A 19449-nucleotide genomic window follows, 5' to 3' on the forward strand; every position below is an offset into this window, starting at 1 on the left:
ATAAAAACCAATGGCTTGGTCATGTGCGCCGCAAGAGCATGTTATTGCTCGGCGGTGGGGTTCTGCTGATGGCATCATCATTGGCGTGGAGCACGGAATTCTCCGCCAGTTTTAAAGGCACGGATATTCAGGAGTTTATCAATACCGTCAGTAAGAATCTGAATAAGACGGTCATCATCGATCCATCGGTCAGCGGAACGATTACCGTACGTAGCTATGACATGATGAACGAAGAGCAATATTACCAGTTCTTCCTGAGCGTGTTGGATGTCTATGGGTTCACCGTTATCCCGATGGATAACAATGTGTTGAAAATTATTCGCTCGAAGGATGCAAAATCGACTTCGATGCCGTTGGCAAGCGATGATCAACCGGGGATCGGCGATGAAGTCGTTACGCGCGTTGTGCCCGTTAACAACGTAGCCGCTCGCGACCTGGCACCGCTGTTGCGCCAGTTGAACGACAACGCGGGTGCCGGGAGTGTGGTGCATTACGAACCGTCGAATGTGCTATTGATGACCGGCCGTGCGGGTGTGATCAAGCGGCTCATGACGATTGTTGAGCGGGTTGATCAGACGGGCGATCGGAATGTGGCTAGCGTGCCGCTGTCTTACGCTTCCTCGACGGAAGTAGTGAAGATGGTGAATGAGCTAAACAAGATGGATGAGAAATCCGCCTTGCCGGGCATGCTGACGGCAAATGTAGTAGCAGATGAACGCACTAACTCGGTGTTGGTACGTGGAGAACCAAATTCACGCCAGCGCGTTATCGACATGATCAAGCAGCTCGATCGCCAGCAGGCGGTGCAGGGCAATACCAAAGTCATCTACCTCAAATACGCCAAGGCTGCCGATCTGGTCGAAGTGCTCACGGGTGTCGGTGACAGCATCCAAACCGACCAGCAAAATGCATTGCCCGCGCTGCGCAAAGACATTTCGATTAAGGCACACGAGCAAACTAACTCGCTGATTGTGAATGCGGCGCCTGACATCATGCGCGATCTGGAACAGGTGATCTCACAGTTGGATATCCGCCGTCCGCAGGTCTTGGTCGAAGCGATCATCGCGGAAGTACAGGATGCCGATGGCATGAATCTGGGCGTGCAATGGGCGAATAAGAATGCCGGGGTGACGCAGTTCACGAATACAGGGTTACCGATCACGACAATGATGGCGGGAGCGGACCAATTTCGGCGTGATGGAACGCTTGGTACTGCCGCGACGAGTGCACTTGGCGGTTTCAACGGGATTGCCGCCGGTTTCTATCAGGGCAACTGGAGCATGCTGCTGACGGCGCTGTCCAAAAACAGCAAGAACGATATTCTGGCGACGCCCAGTATCGTGACGCTGGACAATATGGAAGCGACGTTTAACGTTGGTCAGGAAGTGCCGGTATTGGCCGGTTCGCAGACGACATCTGGCGATAACGTTTTCCAAACGGTGGAACGTAAAACGGTTGGTATCAAACTGAAAGTGAAGCCCCAAATTAACGAAGGTGACTCCGTTCTGCTGGAAATCGAACAGGAAGTCTCCAGCGTGGCAGATGCGGCCTCCAGCAGCAGCACCGACCTGGGGGCAACATTCAATACACGTACCGTTAATAACGCGGTACTGGTCAGTAGCGGAGAAACCGTGGTGGTGGGCGGCTTGCTGGATAAAAGTACCAATGAGTCTGCGAGTAAAGTGCCCCTGTTGGGAGATATTCCCGTGCTGGGGTACTTGTTCCGCTCCAACAGCACGGAAACGAAAAAGCGCAACCTGATGCTGTTTATCCGTCCTTCCATTATTCGCGATCGCAGCCAATACCAGAGCGCCTCTGCCAGTAAGTATCACTCGTTCAATGCGGAAGAGGAGAAGCAGCGAGACGTGAACGGCAGCGAAGGGGGGCTTTTGAATAACGATTTGCTGCGCTTGCCGGAAGGCGGAAACGCCTACACGTTCCGTCAGGTTCAGTCCTCCATTGTGGCGTTTTATCCGGCGGGCGGGAAATGAGTGACGTTGCCTCCCAGATGATAGAATTACGTCCCATACTACCTTTCGCCTATGCGCGATCGCAGCAAATTCTGCTGTTGCAGGGGGATAAAGACGTTAGCTTTCGAACGATTTGCGTCGCGCAAACGCCGCCAGCCGCCTTGCTGGAAGCGCGTCGGATTGCGGGCTGTTCGCTCAGGATTGAGCGAGTCACGGACGAAGAATTTGAACGGCAATTGGTCATCAGCTATCAGCGCGACTCGGAAGAAGCGCGCCGTATGATGGAGGACATCGGTAACGAGATGGACTTCTATACGTTGGCGGAAGAACTGCCAGACAGCGATGATTTACTTGATGCCGATGACGACGCACCGATTATCCGCCTCATCAACGCCATGTTGACCGAGGCGATTAAGAATAAAGCGTCGGATATTCATATCGAAACCTATGAGCGCTATTTGTTGATCCGTTTCCGGGTCGACGGCGTATTACGTGAGATCCTGCGTCCACAGCGTAAGCTGGCTTCGCTGCTGGTCTCGCGTATCAAAGTCATGGCAAAGCTGGATATTGCGGAAAAGCGTATTCCGCAGGATGGGCGCATGGCGCTACGGGTAGGGGGACGGGCGATTGACGTACGCGTGTCCACATTGCCGTCAAACTACGGCGAGCGCGTTGTGCTGCGTTTGCTGGATAAAAACAGCGTTAAGCTCGATCTTGAATTGCTGGGTATGTCGGAACGCAATCGACAACTGCTCGACAGCCTGATTCACCGTCCACACGGTATTATTCTGGTCACTGGCCCAACAGGGTCGGGGAAAAGTACCACGCTTTACGCGGCGCTAAGTCGCCTGAATGCCTCGGAACGTAACATCATGACGGTGGAAGATCCCATCGAATATGAACTGGAAGGCATCGGGCAAACGCAGGTCAATACTAAAGTGGATATGACGTTTGCCCGTGGGCTGCGTGCCATCCTGCGGCAGGACCCGGATGTCGTGCTGGTAGGGGAAATTCGTGATGGTGAAACGGCGCAGATTGCCGTTCAGGCCTCGCTGACCGGTCACCTTGTGTTATCCACACTGCACACCAATAGTGCGCTGGGCGCGCTGTCTCGTTTGCAGGATATGGGCGTAGAGCCTTTCCTGCTGTCAACTTCTCTGCTGGGTGTACTCGCGCAGCGTCTTGTCAGGACGCTGTGTCCTGACTGTAGTCAGCCGCAGCCAGTCGATCCGGCTCAGGCGAAACAGATGGGTATCGCGCCTGATACGCTGCTGCACAACCCCGTTGGCTGTTCGCAGTGTAGCTTTACCGGCTACCGGGGGCGCATCGGCATTCATGAATTAGTGCTGATTAATGACGACGTCCGTGCGGCGATCCATCGTAGTGACGGTGAAATGGCCATTGCGCAGATTCTGGGAGAAAGCAGAACCACTATCCGTCAGGACGGGCTGGAGAAGGTACTGGCGGGGCTTACGACCTGGGAAGAAGTGATCCGCGTAACCAAAGAGGAATGACATGGCACAGTACCAGTATCAGGCGCTGGATGCGCAAGGGAAAAAATGCCGTGGCAGTCAGGAAGCCGACTCAGCCAGACAGGCGCGTCAGTTATTGCGGGAACGTGGGCTGGTTCCACTGTCGGTTGATGAAAGCCGGGGCGACCAGAAGAAATCGGGTTCTACCGGTTTATCGCTACGCCGCAAAATTCGTCTCAGCACCTCAGATTTGGCGCTACTGACTCGCCAGTTGGCTACGTTAGTAGCGGCATCGCTGCCGTTGGAAGAAGCGCTGGATGCGGTGGCAAAGCAGAGCGAAAAGCCGCATCTGAGCCAGTTGATGGCGGCGGTGCGTAGCAAAGTTATGGAAGGTCACTCGCTGGCTGATGCCATGAAGTGCTTTCCCGGCAGTTTTGAACGGCTGTACTGCGCAATGGTCGCCGCCGGCGAGACGTCCGGTCATCTTGATGCCGTGTTGAATCGGCTGGCGGACTACACCGAGCAGCGCCAACAGATGCGTAGTCGCATACAGCAGGCGATGATCTACCCATGCGTGCTAACCGTGGTCGCGATTGCTGTGGTCAGTATTTTACTGTCCGTCGTGGTGCCGAAAGTCGTCGAGCAATTTATTCATATGAAGCAGGCGCTGCCGCTTTCTACCCGGATTTTGATGGGGATGAGTGATGCCGTGCGCACGTTTGGTCCGTGGGCGGTACTGGCATTGCTGGCTGGATTTATGGCGCTTCGGGTGATGCTGCGACAGGAGAAACGGCGTGTCAGTTTTCACCGACGCCTGCTGCATTTACCTCTGCTCGGCCGTATAGCGCGTGGCCTGAATACGGCACGCTACGCGCGGACGCTCAGCATTCTCAATGCCAGTGCGGTTCCGTTGTTACAGGCGATGCGTATTAGTGGCGATGTGATGAGCAATGACTATGCCCGCCATCGTCTTGCTATGGCAACGGATGCGGTACGAGAGGGCGTTAGCCTGCACAAAGCGCTGGAACAGACGGCGCTCTTTCCCCCGATGATGCGCCATATGATCGCCAGCGGTGAACGCAGCGGCGAGCTGGACAGCATGTTGGAACGGGCGGCAGACAATCAGGATCGTGAATTCAGTTCGCAGATGACGCTGGCGCTGGGGTTATTTGAACCGCTGCTGGTGGTCAGTATGGCGGCGGTCGTACTGTTTATCGTATTGGCGATTTTACAACCGATTCTACAGCTGAATACGTTAATGAGTTCATAAGCTCAATGAGCTTGTAGCAACAATGAGTTCGGTAAGAGAACCAATAATTGAACGAGGAAAAGTAAGGATGCAGCAACGTCAACGTGGTTATAGTCAGCGTGGTTTTACTCTGTTGGAAATTATGGTGGTGATCGTCATTCTCGGCGTACTGGCGAGTCTGGTGGTACCCAATCTGATGGGGAATAAGGAAAAGGCGGATCGGCAAAAAGCCGTCAGCGATATTGTGTCTCTGGAAAGCGCACTTGATATGTACAACCTGGATAACAATCGTTATCCGTCTACCGAACAAGGGCTGAAAGCACTGGTCACGAAGCCGACGGTACAGCCAGAACCGCGTAACTATCCAGCCGATGGTTATATTCGTCGCCTGCCGCAGGATCCTTGGGGCACGGACTACCAATTGTTGAACCCAGGTCAGCACGGCAAACTGGATATCTTCTCCCTTGGGCCAGATGGCATGCCGGGAACGGAAGATGACATCGGCAACTGGAATCTTGATAAGAAATAAGGCATGCGGCGGCATGTCTGTCGTTATAAATGATGGCTATCAATGACGGCGGAAAAGGACGGCAGAGGCGCAATGAAGCGGTCAATGAGGAAGCAGCGGGGATTCACTCTGCTGGAGATGATGCTGGTTGTGTTACTGGCTGGCATCGCGGCCAGTATGGTGGTCATGGCGTTTCCTCCCCAACGTCAGAATGATAGCGCCTGGCAGTTGGCACGTTTTCAGGCGCAGTTGGAATTTGCCGCTGAAAACAGTCAGGTTAATGAATATATGCTGGGCGTGCGCATCTACCCCGATCGCTGGCAGTTTTATCAACTCCAGCGACCAGCGACAACGGAAGGGACACCGATCCCAGGTAACGACCGCTGGCAGGGTTACACGTGGCAGCCGTGGCAACCGTATCGGGTGAGCACATCGGCGACGCTGCCCGATGCATTGCGGCTTGAGCTATTGCAGGCCGATGGGAAAAAAGTGGATAAAACGCAGAGCGGTGACGATCCCGATATCCTGATTTTGCCCGGTGGTGAAATCACGCCTTTCCGTCTGGCCTTTAAGTCTGAAAACAAAGCGCTCTCGAATTGGCTTCAGGTCGATGCCAACGGACGGTTTGTGACGTCGATGAGTCAGGGTAAGAAACGATGAAACGACAGAAAGGGATGACGCTGGTGGAAGTGCTGGTTGCGCTGAGCGTTTTTGCACTGGCTGGCATTGCCGTTTTGCAAACGACAGCCAGACAAGCAAGCAGCTTGAGCCGGTTGGAAGAAAAGACGTTTGCAGGCTGGGTGGCGGAAAATCAGCAGGTTCAACTGCGGCTTGAGCAGCGCTGGCCTGATGCATCGTGGGTGAGAGGCGAAACGAAATTTGCTGGCGTGCGTTGGAATTGGCGCTGGCAGGGCGTAGAGACTGGCGATCCTCAGACCAAAGCGTTGGATGTTGAAGTGCGACGTAATAAGGATGCTCTTGCTGCCGATGCCTCGCTACGCACCTATGTGGTGAAACAATAATGTTCAGTAAAACAAGGAAGTGTAGCCAAACAATAAGGTATCGAGAAATCGCGCGACAGAAACGTCAGCGAGGTTTTACGCTACTGGAAATGATTCTGGCGATCGCTATTTTTGCGGCGCTGAGTCTCAGTGCGTTTCAGGTGCTGAACGGCGTGATGCGTAATGATGACATTTCGCAGCGCAAAGCAGATCGTCTGGCTGAAATACAGCGCGCATTTTCACAAATGGACAGCGATTTTTCCCAGATGATTGCACGCGGGAGTAGAGGAAGTACCTCAATATTTTACGCCGGTCGCGATCAGGTAAAAAGTGATGACTGGGGTGTCAGCTTTATGCGTAATGGCTGGCAGAACCCGTTTGGCATACTGCCGCGTTCAGAACTTCAACCTGTTGCCTATCGGCTGCGGGAACATACTCTGGAACGGTTAACTCACGCAACCCCTGACCCGATTGAGGGACTCGATCCCGGCGTAAAACCGCTTCTCACACAGGTAGACGGTTTCCGCCTGCGTTTTTTCAGCAATAAAACCTGGCGCGATCGTTGGGATAACAGTACGCAATTGCCACAAGGGATCGAAGTGGTGCTGACGTTAAGAGATTACGGAGAAATGTCGCGTATGTTCTTGATTACCACCGGACCGGTTAAATGAGGTCGCGTCAGCGCGGCGTTGCGCTGCTGGTGGTACTCCTGATTCTGGCATTAATGGTGACCATTGCTGCGGTGATTACAGAGCGCACGGGTAAAGCGTTTATGCGCACCGAGAATCACCTGAGCCGCCAGCAGGCGAAATGGTACGCATTAGGGGCGGAAACGCTAAGCGGGCAGATATTACTGCGCGATGCGCGGAATATGCCGGGGCGCACGTTTGTCGGGCAAAATTGGTCGCAGCCAGGGCACCGTTTCCCCGTGGACGGAGGGGAAATCATCGGCCAGATTAGCGATGCACGGACCTGCTTTAATCTGAATGCGATCAATCAAGGCGTGGATAATGAAAGTACGCTGGTAAAAACGCCTTATCCGGCACAGGTTTTTCGTTTGTTATTAAAAAATCTGGGCGAGGATGCAGATCGTGCAGAAAAAATCACTGCGGCGGTGCGTGACTGGATTGACGCAGATAATTATCCATCAGCGAACGGTGCAGAAGACGAGGTCTATGCCACGTTGCCTGTGCCTTATCGTACTGCCAATCAAAGAATGAGTGAAATCAGCGAATTGCGGGCAGTTTATGGCATGGACAGCGACCTCTATCGCCGATTATTGCCCTATGTCTGTGCACTGCCGGTAGATGCGATATCCATTAATATCAATACGTTAACCGAATTTGACGCCCCGCTATTATCTGCTGTGTTCCTGAATGAAATGACGGTGTTGCAGGCAAAAGCGCTGGTGCAGCAACGGCCACGTATGGGATGGGCAAGCATTGAGGTTCTGCAACAAGCCGGGGCATTGCCTCCGAATAGTAAAAACACGGCGCAGCGGGTGCTGGCAGTAAAAAGTGAATGGTTCTTTGTAAAACTTCAGGTGCGCGTCGGCGACAGTGATTTTCATCAGCGCAGCTTGCTTCATCTGAGTGGACAAAAGGTACAGGTCGTGCAGCGGCAATATGGAGGATATAGGACGGTGAATCCATGAAAATAGCGGAAAAATGGAAGCGAAAAGCCGCAAAAACCCCATTAAATCGAGGAATGGGTGCTCGACATCCGTGCCTCATTATTCGTCTTCCTGTGGAAGAAGAGGGCGAAATCGAATGGCAGGTGCGTTCATTCAATGGGGAAAATTTACTGGGCCAGGGGCGCGGTAGCGTCGAGCGGGTTCGTCCGGCGTTGGCGGCCTATCCGTCCGTGACGTTTACCCGCGTTCTTGTCCCGGCGACTGATGTGACATTTTATTCCCTGACGTTGCCTCGACAGGCTCGGCGTCAGTTGACTCAAGTTGTGCCGTTTATGCTGGAAGATCAGCTGGCTACGGAAATAGAAAAACTGCATTTTGCCGTGTTGGACATTCACGGCGATGACGGCACTGTCGCGGTGGTGGAAAAAAACCGAATGCAGCGCTGGCTAGCGCAGTGTGATGCGCTGGGGCTCAGCGTCGATGCTTTATTGCCTGACGCCCGCGTATTGCCGAGGCATCAAGATGGCTGGAGCGCGTTACAGCATGACGACATGTGGCTATTTCGCCAGCCGACGGGCGGTGCCATGGCGGCGGAATCGTCCTGGTGTGGTGACCTGCTGAAGGCATCTATGCCGTTGCCTGCAATATACAGCTACAGCGGTGTATCGGTTGGTGGTGAGCTGTCGCAATACGAATGGCAGGAGGAGGGCGAGTGGAGGTCTCAGCCGGAAACGGATCTTTTCACGCTGGCCGCAACGGCGCAGTTACCCGCCTCGGTCGATCTGCGGCAAGGCGATTATGCGCCGGAGAAAGCCTGGCAAAACACGCTGCTGCCGTGGCGTGGCGTTGGAATCGCTTTTGCCTGTTACCTTCTGTTGATCGTGGCAGATGCGGGTTGGGTGCACTATCAGCTTTATCAACAGGCTGAGCATTGGCGGCAGGAAAGCGTTCGCGTCTATCGGCAGATTTTCCCTTCCGAGACCAATGTTGTTAACCCGCGTGCGCAGATGCAACAGCACCTACAACGCACGGCGGCAGGGGGCGCAGGGAAGGGGCTGCTAGAGCAATTGAACCCCTTACAGCAATTGATGACGCAGAATAGCGCTATCAAAATTCAGTCGCTGTCTTACGACGGTGCTGCTGGCGAATTCCGGCTGGCATTGCAAGGTTCGTCGTATCAGGAGCTAGAGCAGTTTCAGCAGCAGGCTGCTACCTATTATCAGGTTCAGGCGGGAGAGATGCGGCAGGAAAACGATCGGGTTGAAGGCCGCTTAACATTAAGGAGCCAGCAATGAATGAATTACGGCAACGCTGGCAGACAATGAGCCAGCGGGAACGGCAGCTTATGGTGGTGTGCGCAGCGGTACTTCTGCTCTGTCTGGTGTATTACGCTGTTTTTCAGCCGTGGCAGATGCGAGAAGAACTGTGGGAGCGTACGATTTCCCGCGAGCAGCAGACCGTCAGTTGGATGCAGAAGCAGGCCCCATCGATTCCGCAGGGAAATCAGACGCAGGGGGAAAGCAGCCAGAGGGAAACCAGCCTGCCGATTTTGATTTCCCAAAGCACTCAGCGTTATGGGCTGAACGTCGTACGTTTGCAGCCACAGGGTAATCAAGCATCAGTGACGCTAGCCCAGAGTGATTTTAATAGTCTGTTGCGTTGGTTGAGCGAACTGGAACGGCAAAACGGCGTACGTGTGATGTCGCTGGATGTGAATGCCGTCGAGCAAAATCCGGGGATGGTGGATGTCACTCGGCTCATGCTGGAACGGGCGGATGAAGCTTAAGTCCGGCATTGGGGCGGGTGTTGCTCTGGTTCTGGCATATGGGCTGTTCCTGACGTGTTATGCACCTGCTCGTTTGCTGACTGCGGTGCCGTTGCCAGCCGGAATGACGATCGCGCAGGCCACAGGAACGCTATGGCAGGGGAACCTGCAACGGTTTAGCTGGCGCACGTTAACGTTGGACGATGTGCACTGGAAAATCACCTTTTCAGGTTTTATGCCTGCGCTGGAGATTGCGTTTAAAAACCCGGAAGGCATAGAAGGTCAAGGAATTATTCGCGGCTGGCAGCAGCCGCAATTTTATCAATGGCGGCTTTCTGTTCCGGCTGGGTATTTATTCAGCCAGTTGCGTTTTATTGTGCCCATCGGGGCGGAAGGAAATCTACAGCTAAATCTGCAAGAGGCGACGGTCGATCGTTCAGGCTGTCAGTCGCTGGATGCTAACGTCATTTGGCCAGATGCACGAGTGAAAACCCCGCTGGGCGGGCTGGTGTTGGCGACGCCTCAGGCCACGTTGCGCTGCGAGCAAGGGGCGCTAGAAGCGAGCCTGCGGCAGGCTTCCTCACATCTACAGTTGTCTGGTAAAGGCAGCGTTACGCCTAAAGGCGAATATCGTTTTACGGGGCGGCTTAGCAGCGGGAATGATTTACCGGCGACTATGAAAAAACTGCTGACGACGACGGGTAAAGTGGACGAGCAGGGCGCCAGAACGCTGAATTTTCAGGGGCGTTTGTTGTAATAGGGACGGTCTTTTTAATAGAGACGATCGTTGTAATCACTGCCTAGCCGCTTGCGAGAATGGGCAACTCATCTATACCACTTCTTTATCGATAATCAGGGACTAACGTGGACGATTTAAGGGAATTCGCACAAGTGTTTCCGGCATGGTGGTTGAGTGCGCTGGGCGTGTTGGGGCTGATTGTTGGTAGTTTTTTGAATGTCGTGATTTACCGCCTGCCGATTATGCTGGAACGAAGCTGGCAGCAGGATATTGATCTTCAGACCGGAATGACCGATTCCAGCCGTGACAGTACGCGCTACAATCTGTGGTGGCCACCTTCGTCTTGCCCGCACTGCCAGCAGGCTATTGCGGTGAAAGATAACATCCCTCTCTTCAGTTGGCTGTGGCTGCGCGGCCGCTCTCGCTGCTGTCATCAGCCTGTATCTATGCAATATCCGCTGGTGGAAGTTATCACCATGCTGGCCTTCCTAACGGCGGGTTTGCTATGGCAGCCCAGTATGGCGTTGTGTGGAGCGTTGGTTTTGCTGTCTTTCCTGTTGGTGCTGACCGTCATTGATATCAAAACGCTGCTGTTGCCTGATGTGCTTACGCTGTTGCTTCTGTGGATGGGGCTACTGTTTAATCTCTCGGAGACGTTTGTCCCAGTGGGGGATGCTGTGGTGGGGGCGATGGCGGGTTATTTATCCCTGTGGCTACTCTATTGGGTATTCAAATACGCGACGGGTAAAGAGGCGCTGGGGTATGGCGATTTTAAGTTGCTTGCCGCGCTGGGTGCCTGGCTGGGCTGGCAGGCATTGCCGAATCTGGTTTTGGTTGCAGCGCTGAGCGGGCTGGTCGTGACTCTTATCTGGCGAGGGTTACGTAAAGAAGATACGGCTAAACCGCTGGCTTTTGGCCCGTGGCTGGCAATCGGTGGTGTGTTCGGTGTGATAATGAACGGATTCAATCTGTAGAACATGGCAAAGACAATGCCGAGTCATTTTACTTAATAACAGGTATAAAAATAGGCTGAGGGTATAAATACCATCAGCCTTTTTTATCTCTGTGTGCGTGCCCTTCAGCGAATAAATCTTTGTCGGGCAAATGACAGGTTATTCTACCATCAGCATAAAGGTACTCACCCAAACGACTAAACAGAATGAGATACCCATAAAAAAATACTTCACCGATTTATTCTCCAGCAGAAACCACGCCACCAACGATCCCGATTGTGCGTTTATTATGGAAGGAAATAATTACGCTGTTGGTTATATCACCGAAGGGTAATCTTTCCCGCTGTCATCACTAGAGTCACACCAGTTATGACGGGATCGGCGCTAAATCTACGCCGAGTGAGGGGGGGAATTCAATAGGTCCAGAAACTATATTTTCAAAATAGCATTAAAAAGCGTTCAACCGTTTCAGAGGCTGGAAAAACCGAGGGGATTCTGGTGGAAATTGCCACCTATTCCCCCGATTTTTGGCAGCGCCATCTTAGGTATGGCGCCTCATTAATAGCGAATGATGGTATTGTTACCCACTCATCAATAGGCTAATTATTTAGGTAGTTGGCCTAATCTCTCCACCCCATTGCTGGCGCGATATGCTTCAGAATTGCTTCGATAACATGTGCATTATAATCAACGCCCAGTTGGTTCGGCACCGTTAGCAATAGCGTATCCGCTTCGGCAATCGCTTCATCCTGCTTTAACTGTGTGATCAGCGCTTCGGGTTCGGCTGCATAGCTGCGCCCGAAAATAGCGCGCGTTTTTTCATCAAGGAAACCCACCTTGTCGCTATCATTACTGCTTCCGCCGAAATAGGCGCGATCGCGATGATCCATCAGTGCAAAAATACTTCGGCTGACAGACACGCGCGGTGAGCGTGTATGCCCAGCCTCAGCCCATGCGGCCCGATAGGCTCGAATTTGCTGTGCCTGCTGGATATGAAAAGGTTCGCCGGTTTCATCATCCTTTAGCGTGGAGCTTTGCAGATTCATTCCCAGCTTCGCTGCCCATACTGCCGTAGCATTTGATCCTGCTCCCCACCAGATACGTTCACGCAATCCATCTGAATAGGGTTCCAGGCGCAAAAGGCCTGGTGGATTCGGGAACATTGGTTGCGGATTTGGCTTCGCAAACCCTTCGCCCCGCAGTACATCCAACAGCACTTCGGTATGATGCCGTGCCATATCGGCTTCAGTTTCCCCTTCTGTCGGCTGATAGCCAAAGTAGCGCCAGCCATCGATCACTTGTTCAGGGGAACCACGGCTGATGCCGAGCTGCAAACGTCCCCCTGATATCAGGTCGGCGGCGCTGGCATTTTCAGCCATATATAGCGGGTTTTCGTAGCGCATGTCGATGACGCCGGTGCCAATCTCAATGCTGCGGGTTTTCGCGCCAATGGCTGCGAGCAGTGGAAACGGTGAGCCCAACTGGCGGGCAAAATGGTGGACCCTGAAATAGGCACCGTCAGCGCCCAGTTCTTCTGCTGCGACAGCAAGATCGATAGATTGCAGCAAGGCGTCAGCCGCTGAACGTGTACCAGACTGCTGCGACGGCGCCCAGTGACCGAATGATAAAAAGCCAATCTTCTTCATAGGGTATTCATCCTTATATTCAGACAAATATTTAGCACGTTCGCCCTGCACAGCAAGGTGCTACAAATTCAGTAATACGATCACTCTACGCGATTAATAGTGAGAATAAATATCATTTTTTTAACGTAATAATTCAGTTTATCTGACCAAGCGTTAGCAGAATAAACAATCTTTTTGCTGTAAATATCACGTTTGCTATTTAAGGGAAAATGCCCTGTGTGACGATCTCTCCTTTAGTGGAACCGACCCGACTTCTGGCGAATGAGGTTTTATCCCTTGAAGGACAGGGTTTCTTGGTGAATAAAGGATTTGTCACACTGTTTTAGTGGGCAACGGGAGGTAAATCGGCCAACGATGGCGAACTCTGCTATGATTGCGGCATATCTGCGCCGCTTTTTAGCTCGGCGTCACCTTTCGTTATCTCGTCCTTGGTAGAGTAATCACTGTGAGTACAACCTCTTTTTCTTCCCTCGCGCTGCCAACTGAGCAGTTATCCAATCTTAATGAACTGGGCTATACCGACATGACGCCAGTCCAGGCGGCGACGCTGCCAGCCGTGTTGAGCGGCGCAGACGTGCGGGCCAAGGCGAAAACCGGTAGCGGCAAAACGGCAGCATTCGGGATTGGGTTGCTGGATCGTATTGTCGTCAGCGATTTTACCACGCAGGCGCTGGTGCTATGTCCGACGCGTGAACTGGCCGATCAGGTCAGCAAAGAACTGCGTCGTCTGGCGCGCTTTGCGCAAAACATTAAGATTCTGACACTGTGTGGCGGTCAGCCGATGGGGCAGCAGCTCGATTCTCTGGTTCACGCCCCGCACATCGTTGTCGGTACTCCGGGACGTATTCAGGATCATTTACGCAAGCAGTCTCTGGCTTTAGATAGCCTGAAAGTGCTGGTGCTGGATGAAGCGGATCGCATGCTGGACATGGGCTTTACTGACGCCATTGATGATGTCATTTCCTATACGCCATCCGATCGCCAAACCCTGCTATTTTCCGCCACGTACCCGGAAGAGATCGAACAGATCAGTGCGCGGGTTCAGCGTCAGCCGCAGCGTTTCGACGTTGCAGACGATGTGGAAGAGTCTGCCATTGAACAACGTTTTTATGAGACGACAAAAGATCAGCGTCTGCCGTTGTTGATCGCCATCCTGAGCCATTATCAACCAGCATCCTGCGTGGTGTTTTGCAACACGAAACGTGATTGCCAGAGCGTATTTGACGCACTGGACATGCGTGGGATTAGCGTATCTGCGTTACATGGCGATTTAGAACAGCGCGATCGCGATCAGGTTCTGGTGCGTTTTGCTAATCGCAGCTGTCGTGTGCTGGTGGCAACTGATGTAGCGGCGCGAGGTCTTGATATCAAAGAGTTGGCGCTGGTGGTGAATTTTGAGCTGGCGTTTGATCCTGAGGTTCACGTTCACCGTATTGGCAGAACAGGCCGCGCGGGTACGCAGGGGCTGGCGGTTAGCCTGTGTACGCCACAGGAAATGAACCGTGCCAATCTGATTGAAGATTATCTCGGTATGCGAATTAAATGGACATCGGCAGATGAGATTAGTCGCAGTGGGGATGTTGCGCTTGAACCTGAGATGATGACGCTGTGTATTGATGGTGGCAGAAAAGCCAAAATTCGTCCCGGCGATATTCTTGGTGCGTTAACTGGCGATGCAGGATTAACAGCAGCGGAAGTCGGGAAAATTGATATGTTCCCTCTGCATGCTTATGTTGCAATCCGTAAAGACAGTGCTAAACGTGCACTGCAACAGCTCCAGAAAGGCAAAATCAAAGGGAAAAGCTGTAAGGCCAGATTGTTAAAGTAACCGGTGGTTAATATACCAGGCAGGGTAGGATGACAGTCACTGGGTAACAGACAGGAGTGTTAAAGGCGGATGCAGACAACAGAAATCGATCGGCGGCTGACGGAAGTGAGCCAGCAGCTAACGATGGTGCTGGTGCCGGGATTGCGGGACAGTGATGACGAGCACTGGCAAAGCCATTGAGAACAGCGTTTTCCTCATTGGCACCGTATACGCCAACGAGAATGGTATCAGGCCGATCTGGACCGCTGGGTGTTGGCGATCCGTCGTGAGCTCAGCGTCTGTACACAGCCTGTGGTTCTAATCGGTCACAGCTTCGTCGCGCTGGCCGCCTGCCATATTGTGCAGCAAGGCCAGGAAGGGAGGGCGGGTGTCATGCTGGTGGCACCAGCAGAGCCTATGCGCTTTGAGATTGATGATCGCATTCAGGCTGCACCGCTGTCGGTTCCAACGCTGACCTTTGCCAGCCATAACGATCCGCTGATGAGTTTTACTCGCGCCCAATACTGGGCGCAGGCGTGGGACAGCGAACTGGTTGATGTAGGGGAAGCTGGACATATTAATGCAGAAGCGGGGTTTGGTCCCTGGGAATATGGCCTGGCAAGATTAGCTGAGTTTTCCGAAGTACTCATTGCTAATCGTTAACCGGCCAGTTCCATCAAATACTCATATTATTAATATAATGTTATATTTTTCTTTAATGCCAGGACAATACGTTTATTTGTCTTGGCATTTATTTATTATTAAGAAATCTCTTCTTGCTCGCCTGAACCATGCAGCATTTCTTGAATCTGCTGATAAACCTCTGCCGCAGATAAATTGCTATAAGATGTTTTACTCTCAAAATGTAGTACCTGTTCACCACCGGAGCTATGAAGCGCTCCCATGAGTGCCACATCTTCTTGTGTGATGCGCTGCCCAGTGAAGGCATCAAACATTTCAGAGTTACCATCTGGGTACTTAATCACGGAGATTAGCTTACCGTTGTACAAAGGAATACCTGTCATCGCCAGAGAGTATTCAGTGGCGGCTTTCTGCTGTGCCTTAATCTGTTCAGGTGGAGTGACATCTTTCTCTTCAGTGGCACGTTTCTTTTGGGAAGATAGCGTGACTTTGGTGCTCTCGTTCGAGCCCGGCATATTCTGAGAGTCGGAGTTGGCTGATGTGTCTGTTTTATTCCCCGGACTGATGGCTGCAACGACAGTCGGGTTGGCAGCGGCGCCAATAGGAGGCATGGTAGCCGGGGTTGTCGAACTCACAATTTGAATATCTGGAATTACCACAGTATAACTCCTTCTTATAGCTATTTAATGCTGGTAATGGTTTTTACCAGTGAGTTACTTCAGTGTGTTAAAACCCTATGCACTAATGCCGCAGTCGTTGAAATTTAGGCCATCAACACAAGCAGGTTAATTGTCTACCTTGGAAATGGTATCAATCTGCTGAGCATAATTTTCTATTGTTCAACACTATGACGTTGATGAAATGGTTCGGTCAGAACACGATTAATGTAAAACAGTATTTATGCCAAACACCATTTATGCAAAATGCAATTGCATTAAAAAACACCCTATCGCAAAAGGTATCGGCTGTTTTTTTTGCTTCATTAATATCCAAAAGGCATAAGATTTAAATTTTTCATTACCAACCGTGCGATCTTATGTGACCAACTCTCTTAATTTTTAAAGAATATAAAATTATCATGGCATTAGCGTGATTGAGTGATACCTCTCGCAGTGTATGTGCTCTACAAGAGCAGGGGAACGCGATACACTGTTTTCCTTATCTTTGTCCTGTTAAGAAACGCTATGCCCAGTATTAAATTGACGGTTAACTATTTGTATCGGCAATCCGGCGAAACGCGCGAAGCGTCACAGGCGACAGCTCGCGTATTTATTGGTGACGATCTTATTGCTACTGAGGTGATTACCGGTATGACGGAAAGCCCGGTTAATAAGTATTTGCACTACTCAGGGCCTGAAAGGCAGCCTGTGCGTGTCGAATGGGAGAGTGAGGGAACAACGGCTATGACCGTGTCCGAGGTAGAAACCTGTCCCTGTTGCCACCATGATTAGCCTGACACATTGAAGCTACGTACCGGTGAAGCTACGTATCGTTTTTGAACGATTCGATTTCGTGATTAATACACTAAATAACGCAAGTTTCACAACAGCCAACGCACATGCGGTTTGAAATATGACGGGTAGACAGGGTGAATGTATGAGAGTCGCGGTATCAACTTTAATAGCCTGTGGACTGTGGGCGGCAACATGGGGAGCGCATGCTGGCTGGTATGTTGTGAGCAGTTATGAAGGCCATATTGGGCCTTATCCGGTACATTTTTCATTACAGAAGTACAGCATTGACCAAGATAAAAATCTGCTCGGGAGCTACTTTTACGATAAATATCGAGCGCCTATCCCTCTGTATGGGCGATTCTCGGAAACATCACTTGAGATCTGTGAAATCCATACCCCGCAGGATTATGATAAATACATCATTCAGGGCGTTAAGTCTGGTATCGATACGACCCACTGCCCGTTTAAATTGACGGAGATAGGGGAAGAACTCCGTGGTGAGTGGTCAAATGGAAAAGCACGTTATGATGTTAACTTGCGACGTGTGGCATCTTTTGACGATAGCGAGCAGCCCGCAAAGTTAGACGGGCAGGTTGATATTCCCTTCTGGGGGCAAACGGCGACGCATAGTTTCATTGGGGTGTATCAAAACAGCGAGACGGGAGTGGTTGTTGAAGACATTAAGGCGATCAACAAGAAGAGTGGTAATGTCGATCAGCTTCTCAAGCCGGATTTTCAGCAATGCCAGTTTGGTTTTTTTATGACCCCAATTTATATGAATATTGAGAACGGTGTGGATAACCGTAGCATTACGTTAAACTGCTATTCCCACGGTGGGGGCGATATTCTACTGGAGTATCGTTTTGATGCGACAAGTCAGCATTATGACGTGGTGAGCGAATAGATACTCTAATTTATTACAATATTTCATTGTTGTTATATATAAAACTAATGCATTGTTTTGCAGGCTAAATATATTTTAATTTATTGTTTTAAATAAATGATTTTTATTTTTTCTTCTTTCTTGTTAAAAGTGTTCTCTCTTACACTTTCATCATGGTTATATTTCTTGACTACTGATGGTGTCGGTTTAAAAGGACTATTTTTTGCTAAAGGAGCTAATATGCTTTCGGGAAAGAAAACAATTCTGGTCTTCTCAATGTTGTTCGCCACTTTTTCTTCACATGCAGATAATTTCCCTAAGTTGAATCAAGCTTTTCCATCAGGAATTGATGCACGAGTGATTGCGCCAGTATTTGACTTTGATACGGATGGCTGCTTTCCCAGCGCCGGGGTAAGTCGTAACGGTGCACAGAACGGTGGGTTGAAACCCACAGGCAGTATAACGGGGGGGTGCCGATGGGGTAACTTTCTTGACTCATCAAATACCTTGCACCGATACGCCTGTGTTAATTCTGCTGGTTCGAACTATTGTGGTAACTTCTATGCACTCTACTTTTTAAAAGACCAAATACTAGAGGGTGTAAATTCAGGCCACCGCCATGATTGGGAGCATGTCGCTATCTGGACTAAAAATGGTGTCGTGACACATGGTAGCTACAGCGCACATGGTAAATTAACGACCAAAGATGCATCAAGTATCGACAAGCAAGATGGTCATCTGAAATTTGTTTATCACAAAGATGGTGCATTAACCCATGCTTTCCGTTTCTCCAAAACTAATGAAGAAGCAGAAAATCCGTATAGAAAATTTGTCACGCCAGACATTATCAGCTGGTACTCCCTGTATGGCGATGGCATTAATAATCAAGAGTTACGTAATCGATTAAATGCCTTTAACTATGGTTCAGCTTCGATTCCTCTTAAAGATAATAATTTCCTGAATAATCTGAATAATGGCCGCCCTGCTGGGTATCCAGAATTTACAGATACCAGCATAACGGCATCGAAATAATCATAATAAGAGAGGTATGGTCAAACATACCTCTTTCTATTGTGGGATATTCTCCTATTTTTCGCTTCTCAATGTATTGAAACCTTTTAATGTTGGCTTCTCATTACTGATTGGGGCAGTAATGCATGAGAAATAGTGGACAGGAAAGATATTTACCCTACGAAGGGGATGACACTCTAAAATTATAGTAAACGTTGGCTACGTTTCATCTTTAATGCGTTATCAGTACTATCAATGATCTTAAAACCTAAGCGTTGGTAGAGCGTTATTGCCCTGTTGCCTTTCAAAACACTCAGCGTAACGGGGACATTGGCTTCATCCGCTTGCTGTAAAAATGTTTTTAATAACCACGCCGCGATGCCCTGTCCCTGGTAGGCCGGTAAAATCTGGATTTGTATAATAATCCACGCATTGTCGCCCTTATGTCGCTTGAATAATCCAATGCGTTGAGCTCCCATCAGGACAATATAGGCGTCATTATAATGATATTTTATTCGCTGCCAGTGCGCCGAATCATCAGCAATAACGCCAGCTCTTTGAAGATGTTCATCCATTGTTGCACGGCGAAGCTCAAACAGGAACCGCTCGTCCTCCGGCGTAGCCAGACGAAGCGGGATATCGCGACATTCCATATAACCTCCGTATTGTTAGGTGAACGTTGTGTGAGCATCTATCTATATTGACAAAATTAGATA

The 19449-nt window shown here is 50.8% G+C and carries 20 protein-coding genes and 1 pseudogene; 17 read left to right on the top strand and 4 right to left on the bottom strand.

Features of this window, described 5'->3' with window-relative positions:
* Window positions 1–38: 38 nt before the first annotated feature.
* The 12 genes from gspD (at window position 39) to KP22_RS12250 (ending at window position 11311) form a co-directional block, all read left to right on the top strand.
* Window positions 39–1991, top strand: a complete 1953-nt coding sequence (gspD, locus tag KP22_RS12195) for a type II secretion system secretin GspD (protein WP_231566828.1) — start codon at window positions 39–41, stop codon at window positions 1989–1991.
* Window positions 1988–3484, top strand: coding sequence for a type II secretion system ATPase GspE (gene gspE / locus KP22_RS12200; protein WP_039324519.1), 1497 nt, complete (start codon window positions 1988–1990; stop codon window positions 3482–3484). Before gspD ends, gspE begins: the two co-directional genes overlap by 4 nt.
* Window position 3485: 1 nt before the next feature.
* Window positions 3486–4712 carry a type II secretion system inner membrane protein GspF gene (gspF, locus tag KP22_RS12205; protein ID WP_039298234.1) on the top strand — a complete coding sequence of 409 codons (1227 nt, stop codon included), beginning with the start codon at window positions 3486–3488 and terminating at the stop codon, window positions 4710–4712.
* Window positions 4713–4779: 67 nt separating this feature from the next.
* The gene (gene gspG, locus KP22_RS12210) at window positions 4780–5220 is read left to right on the top strand and encodes a type II secretion system major pseudopilin GspG (protein ID WP_039324521.1); all 441 of its coding nucleotides are present in this window, start codon (window positions 4780–4782) and stop codon (window positions 5218–5220) included.
* A gap of 72 nt (window positions 5221–5292) precedes the next feature.
* A complete protein-coding gene (gene gspH, locus KP22_RS12215) occupies window positions 5293–5859 on the top strand; it encodes a type II secretion system minor pseudopilin GspH (protein ID WP_039300971.1) in 567 nt (188 codons plus the stop codon).
* Complete coding sequence (gspI, locus tag KP22_RS12220) at window positions 5856–6221, top strand: type II secretion system minor pseudopilin GspI (protein ID WP_039298238.1); 366 nt, start codon at window positions 5856–5858, stop codon at window positions 6219–6221. The genes gspH and gspI overlap by 4 nt, the downstream gene beginning before the upstream one ends.
* A complete protein-coding gene (gene gspJ / locus KP22_RS12225; protein ID WP_072012578.1) occupies window positions 6221–6871 on the top strand; it encodes a type II secretion system minor pseudopilin GspJ in 651 nt (216 codons plus the stop codon). The genes gspI and gspJ overlap by 1 nt, the downstream gene beginning before the upstream one ends.
* Window positions 6868–7854, top strand: a complete 987-nt coding sequence (gene gspK / locus KP22_RS12230) for a type II secretion system minor pseudopilin GspK (protein ID WP_039324525.1) — start codon at window positions 6868–6870, stop codon at window positions 7852–7854. Before gspJ ends, gspK begins: the two co-directional genes overlap by 4 nt.
* Complete coding sequence (gspL, locus tag KP22_RS12235; protein WP_039324527.1) at window positions 7851–9128, top strand: type II secretion system protein GspL; 1278 nt, start codon at window positions 7851–7853, stop codon at window positions 9126–9128. The genes gspK and gspL overlap by 4 nt, the downstream gene beginning before the upstream one ends.
* Window positions 9125–9619 carry a type II secretion system protein GspM gene (gene gspM / locus KP22_RS12240; protein ID WP_039298251.1) on the top strand — a complete coding sequence of 165 codons (495 nt, stop codon included), beginning with the start codon at window positions 9125–9127 and terminating at the stop codon, window positions 9617–9619. Before gspL ends, gspM begins: the two co-directional genes overlap by 4 nt.
* Window positions 9609–10355, top strand: coding sequence for a type II secretion system protein N (locus KP22_RS12245; RefSeq protein WP_039298254.1), 747 nt, complete (start codon window positions 9609–9611; stop codon window positions 10353–10355). The genes gspM and KP22_RS12245 overlap by 11 nt, the downstream gene beginning before the upstream one ends.
* Window positions 10356–10462: 107 nt before the next feature.
* A complete protein-coding gene (locus tag KP22_RS12250) occupies window positions 10463–11311 on the top strand; it encodes a prepilin peptidase (protein ID WP_039324529.1) in 849 nt (282 codons plus the stop codon).
* 138 nt (window positions 11312–11449) lie between these two features.
* On the opposite strand, the gene ypdK is transcribed toward KP22_RS12250, so the two are convergent.
* Window positions 11450–11524 carry a membrane protein YpdK gene (gene ypdK / locus KP22_RS22420; RefSeq protein ID WP_099606229.1) on the bottom strand — a complete coding sequence of 25 codons (75 nt, stop codon included), beginning with the start codon at window positions 11522–11524 and terminating at the stop codon, window positions 11450–11452.
* Window positions 11525–11910: 386 nt separating this feature from the next.
* Window positions 11911–12936 (bottom strand): LLM class flavin-dependent oxidoreductase, encoded by a 1026-nt coding sequence (locus tag KP22_RS12255; protein WP_039324530.1) that lies wholly within the window; start codon window positions 12934–12936, stop codon window positions 11911–11913.
* 445 nt (window positions 12937–13381) lie between these two features.
* Here KP22_RS12255 and dbpA point away from each other — a divergent pair, with 445 nt between their 5' ends.
* Window positions 13382–14764: an ATP-dependent RNA helicase DbpA gene (gene dbpA / locus KP22_RS12260; RefSeq protein ID WP_039324532.1), complete on the top strand. Its 1383-nt coding sequence runs from the start codon at window positions 13382–13384 to the stop codon at window positions 14762–14764.
* A 69-nt stretch (window positions 14765–14833) separates the two neighbouring features.
* Window positions 14834–15406, top strand: a pseudogene (locus tag KP22_RS12265) (alpha/beta hydrolase).
* 98 nt (window positions 15407–15504) lie between these two features.
* Here the strand turns inward: KP22_RS12265 and KP22_RS12270 are convergent.
* Window positions 15505–16044 carry a hypothetical protein gene (locus KP22_RS12270; protein ID WP_039298267.1) on the bottom strand — a complete coding sequence of 180 codons (540 nt, stop codon included), beginning with the start codon at window positions 16042–16044 and terminating at the stop codon, window positions 15505–15507.
* A gap of 525 nt (window positions 16045–16569) precedes the next feature.
* On the opposite strand from KP22_RS12270, the gene KP22_RS12275 reads away from it, so the two are divergent.
* From KP22_RS12275 to KP22_RS12285, 3 genes are all read left to right on the top strand, one after another.
* Entirely contained in the window at window positions 16570–16836 is a 267-nt protein-coding gene (locus tag KP22_RS12275; RefSeq protein WP_039298269.1) for a hypothetical protein, read from the top strand.
* 145 nt (window positions 16837–16981) lie between these two features.
* Entirely contained in the window at window positions 16982–17743 is a 762-nt protein-coding gene (locus KP22_RS12280) for a hypothetical protein (protein ID WP_039324535.1), read from the top strand.
* 219 nt (window positions 17744–17962) lie between these two features.
* Window positions 17963–18754 (top strand): NPP1 family protein, encoded by a 792-nt coding sequence (locus tag KP22_RS12285; RefSeq protein ID WP_039298275.1) that lies wholly within the window; start codon window positions 17963–17965, stop codon window positions 18752–18754.
* Between the two features lie 182 nt (window positions 18755–18936).
* On the opposite strand, the gene KP22_RS12290 is transcribed toward KP22_RS12285, so the two are convergent.
* Window positions 18937–19386: a GNAT family N-acetyltransferase gene (locus KP22_RS12290; RefSeq protein ID WP_039298278.1), complete on the bottom strand. Its 450-nt coding sequence runs from the start codon at window positions 19384–19386 to the stop codon at window positions 18937–18939.
* Window positions 19387–19449: the final 63 nt, after the last annotated feature.

Origin of the sequence: Pectobacterium betavasculorum (assembly GCF_000749845.1) — a bacterium.
GTDB classification, from domain to species: Bacteria; Pseudomonadota; Gammaproteobacteria; order Enterobacterales; family Enterobacteriaceae; genus Pectobacterium; species Pectobacterium betavasculorum.

Coding starts and splice junctions, on each gene's coding strand:
- gspD (WP_231566828.1), top strand. CDS start 39: ATGTTATTGCTCGGCGGTGGGGTTCTGCTGATGGCATCATCATTGGCG.
- gspE (WP_039324519.1), top strand. CDS start 1,988: ATGAGTGACGTTGCCTCCCAGATGATAGAATTACGTCCCATACTACCT.
- gspF (WP_039298234.1), top strand. CDS start 3,486: ATGGCACAGTACCAGTATCAGGCGCTGGATGCGCAAGGGAAAAAATGC.
- gspG (WP_039324521.1), top strand. CDS start 4,780: ATGCAGCAACGTCAACGTGGTTATAGTCAGCGTGGTTTTACTCTGTTG.
- gspH (WP_039300971.1), top strand. CDS start 5,293: ATGAAGCGGTCAATGAGGAAGCAGCGGGGATTCACTCTGCTGGAGATG.
- gspI (WP_039298238.1), top strand. CDS start 5,856: ATGAAACGACAGAAAGGGATGACGCTGGTGGAAGTGCTGGTTGCGCTG.
- gspJ (WP_072012578.1), top strand. CDS start 6,221: ATGTTCAGTAAAACAAGGAAGTGTAGCCAAACAATAAGGTATCGAGAA.
- gspK (WP_039324525.1), top strand. CDS start 6,868: ATGAGGTCGCGTCAGCGCGGCGTTGCGCTGCTGGTGGTACTCCTGATT.
- gspL (WP_039324527.1), top strand. CDS start 7,851: ATGAAAATAGCGGAAAAATGGAAGCGAAAAGCCGCAAAAACCCCATTA.
- gspM (WP_039298251.1), top strand. CDS start 9,125: ATGAATGAATTACGGCAACGCTGGCAGACAATGAGCCAGCGGGAACGG.
- KP22_RS12245 (WP_039298254.1), top strand. CDS start 9,609: ATGAAGCTTAAGTCCGGCATTGGGGCGGGTGTTGCTCTGGTTCTGGCA.
- KP22_RS12255 (WP_039324530.1), bottom strand. CDS start 12,936: ATGAAGAAGATTGGCTTTTTATCATTCGGTCACTGGGCGCCGTCGCAG.
- KP22_RS12275 (WP_039298269.1), top strand. CDS start 16,570: ATGCCCAGTATTAAATTGACGGTTAACTATTTGTATCGGCAATCCGGC.
- KP22_RS12280 (WP_039324535.1), top strand. CDS start 16,982: ATGAGAGTCGCGGTATCAACTTTAATAGCCTGTGGACTGTGGGCGGCA.
- KP22_RS12285 (WP_039298275.1), top strand. CDS start 17,963: ATGCTTTCGGGAAAGAAAACAATTCTGGTCTTCTCAATGTTGTTCGCC.
- KP22_RS12290 (WP_039298278.1), bottom strand. CDS start 19,386: ATGGAATGTCGCGATATCCCGCTTCGTCTGGCTACGCCGGAGGACGAG.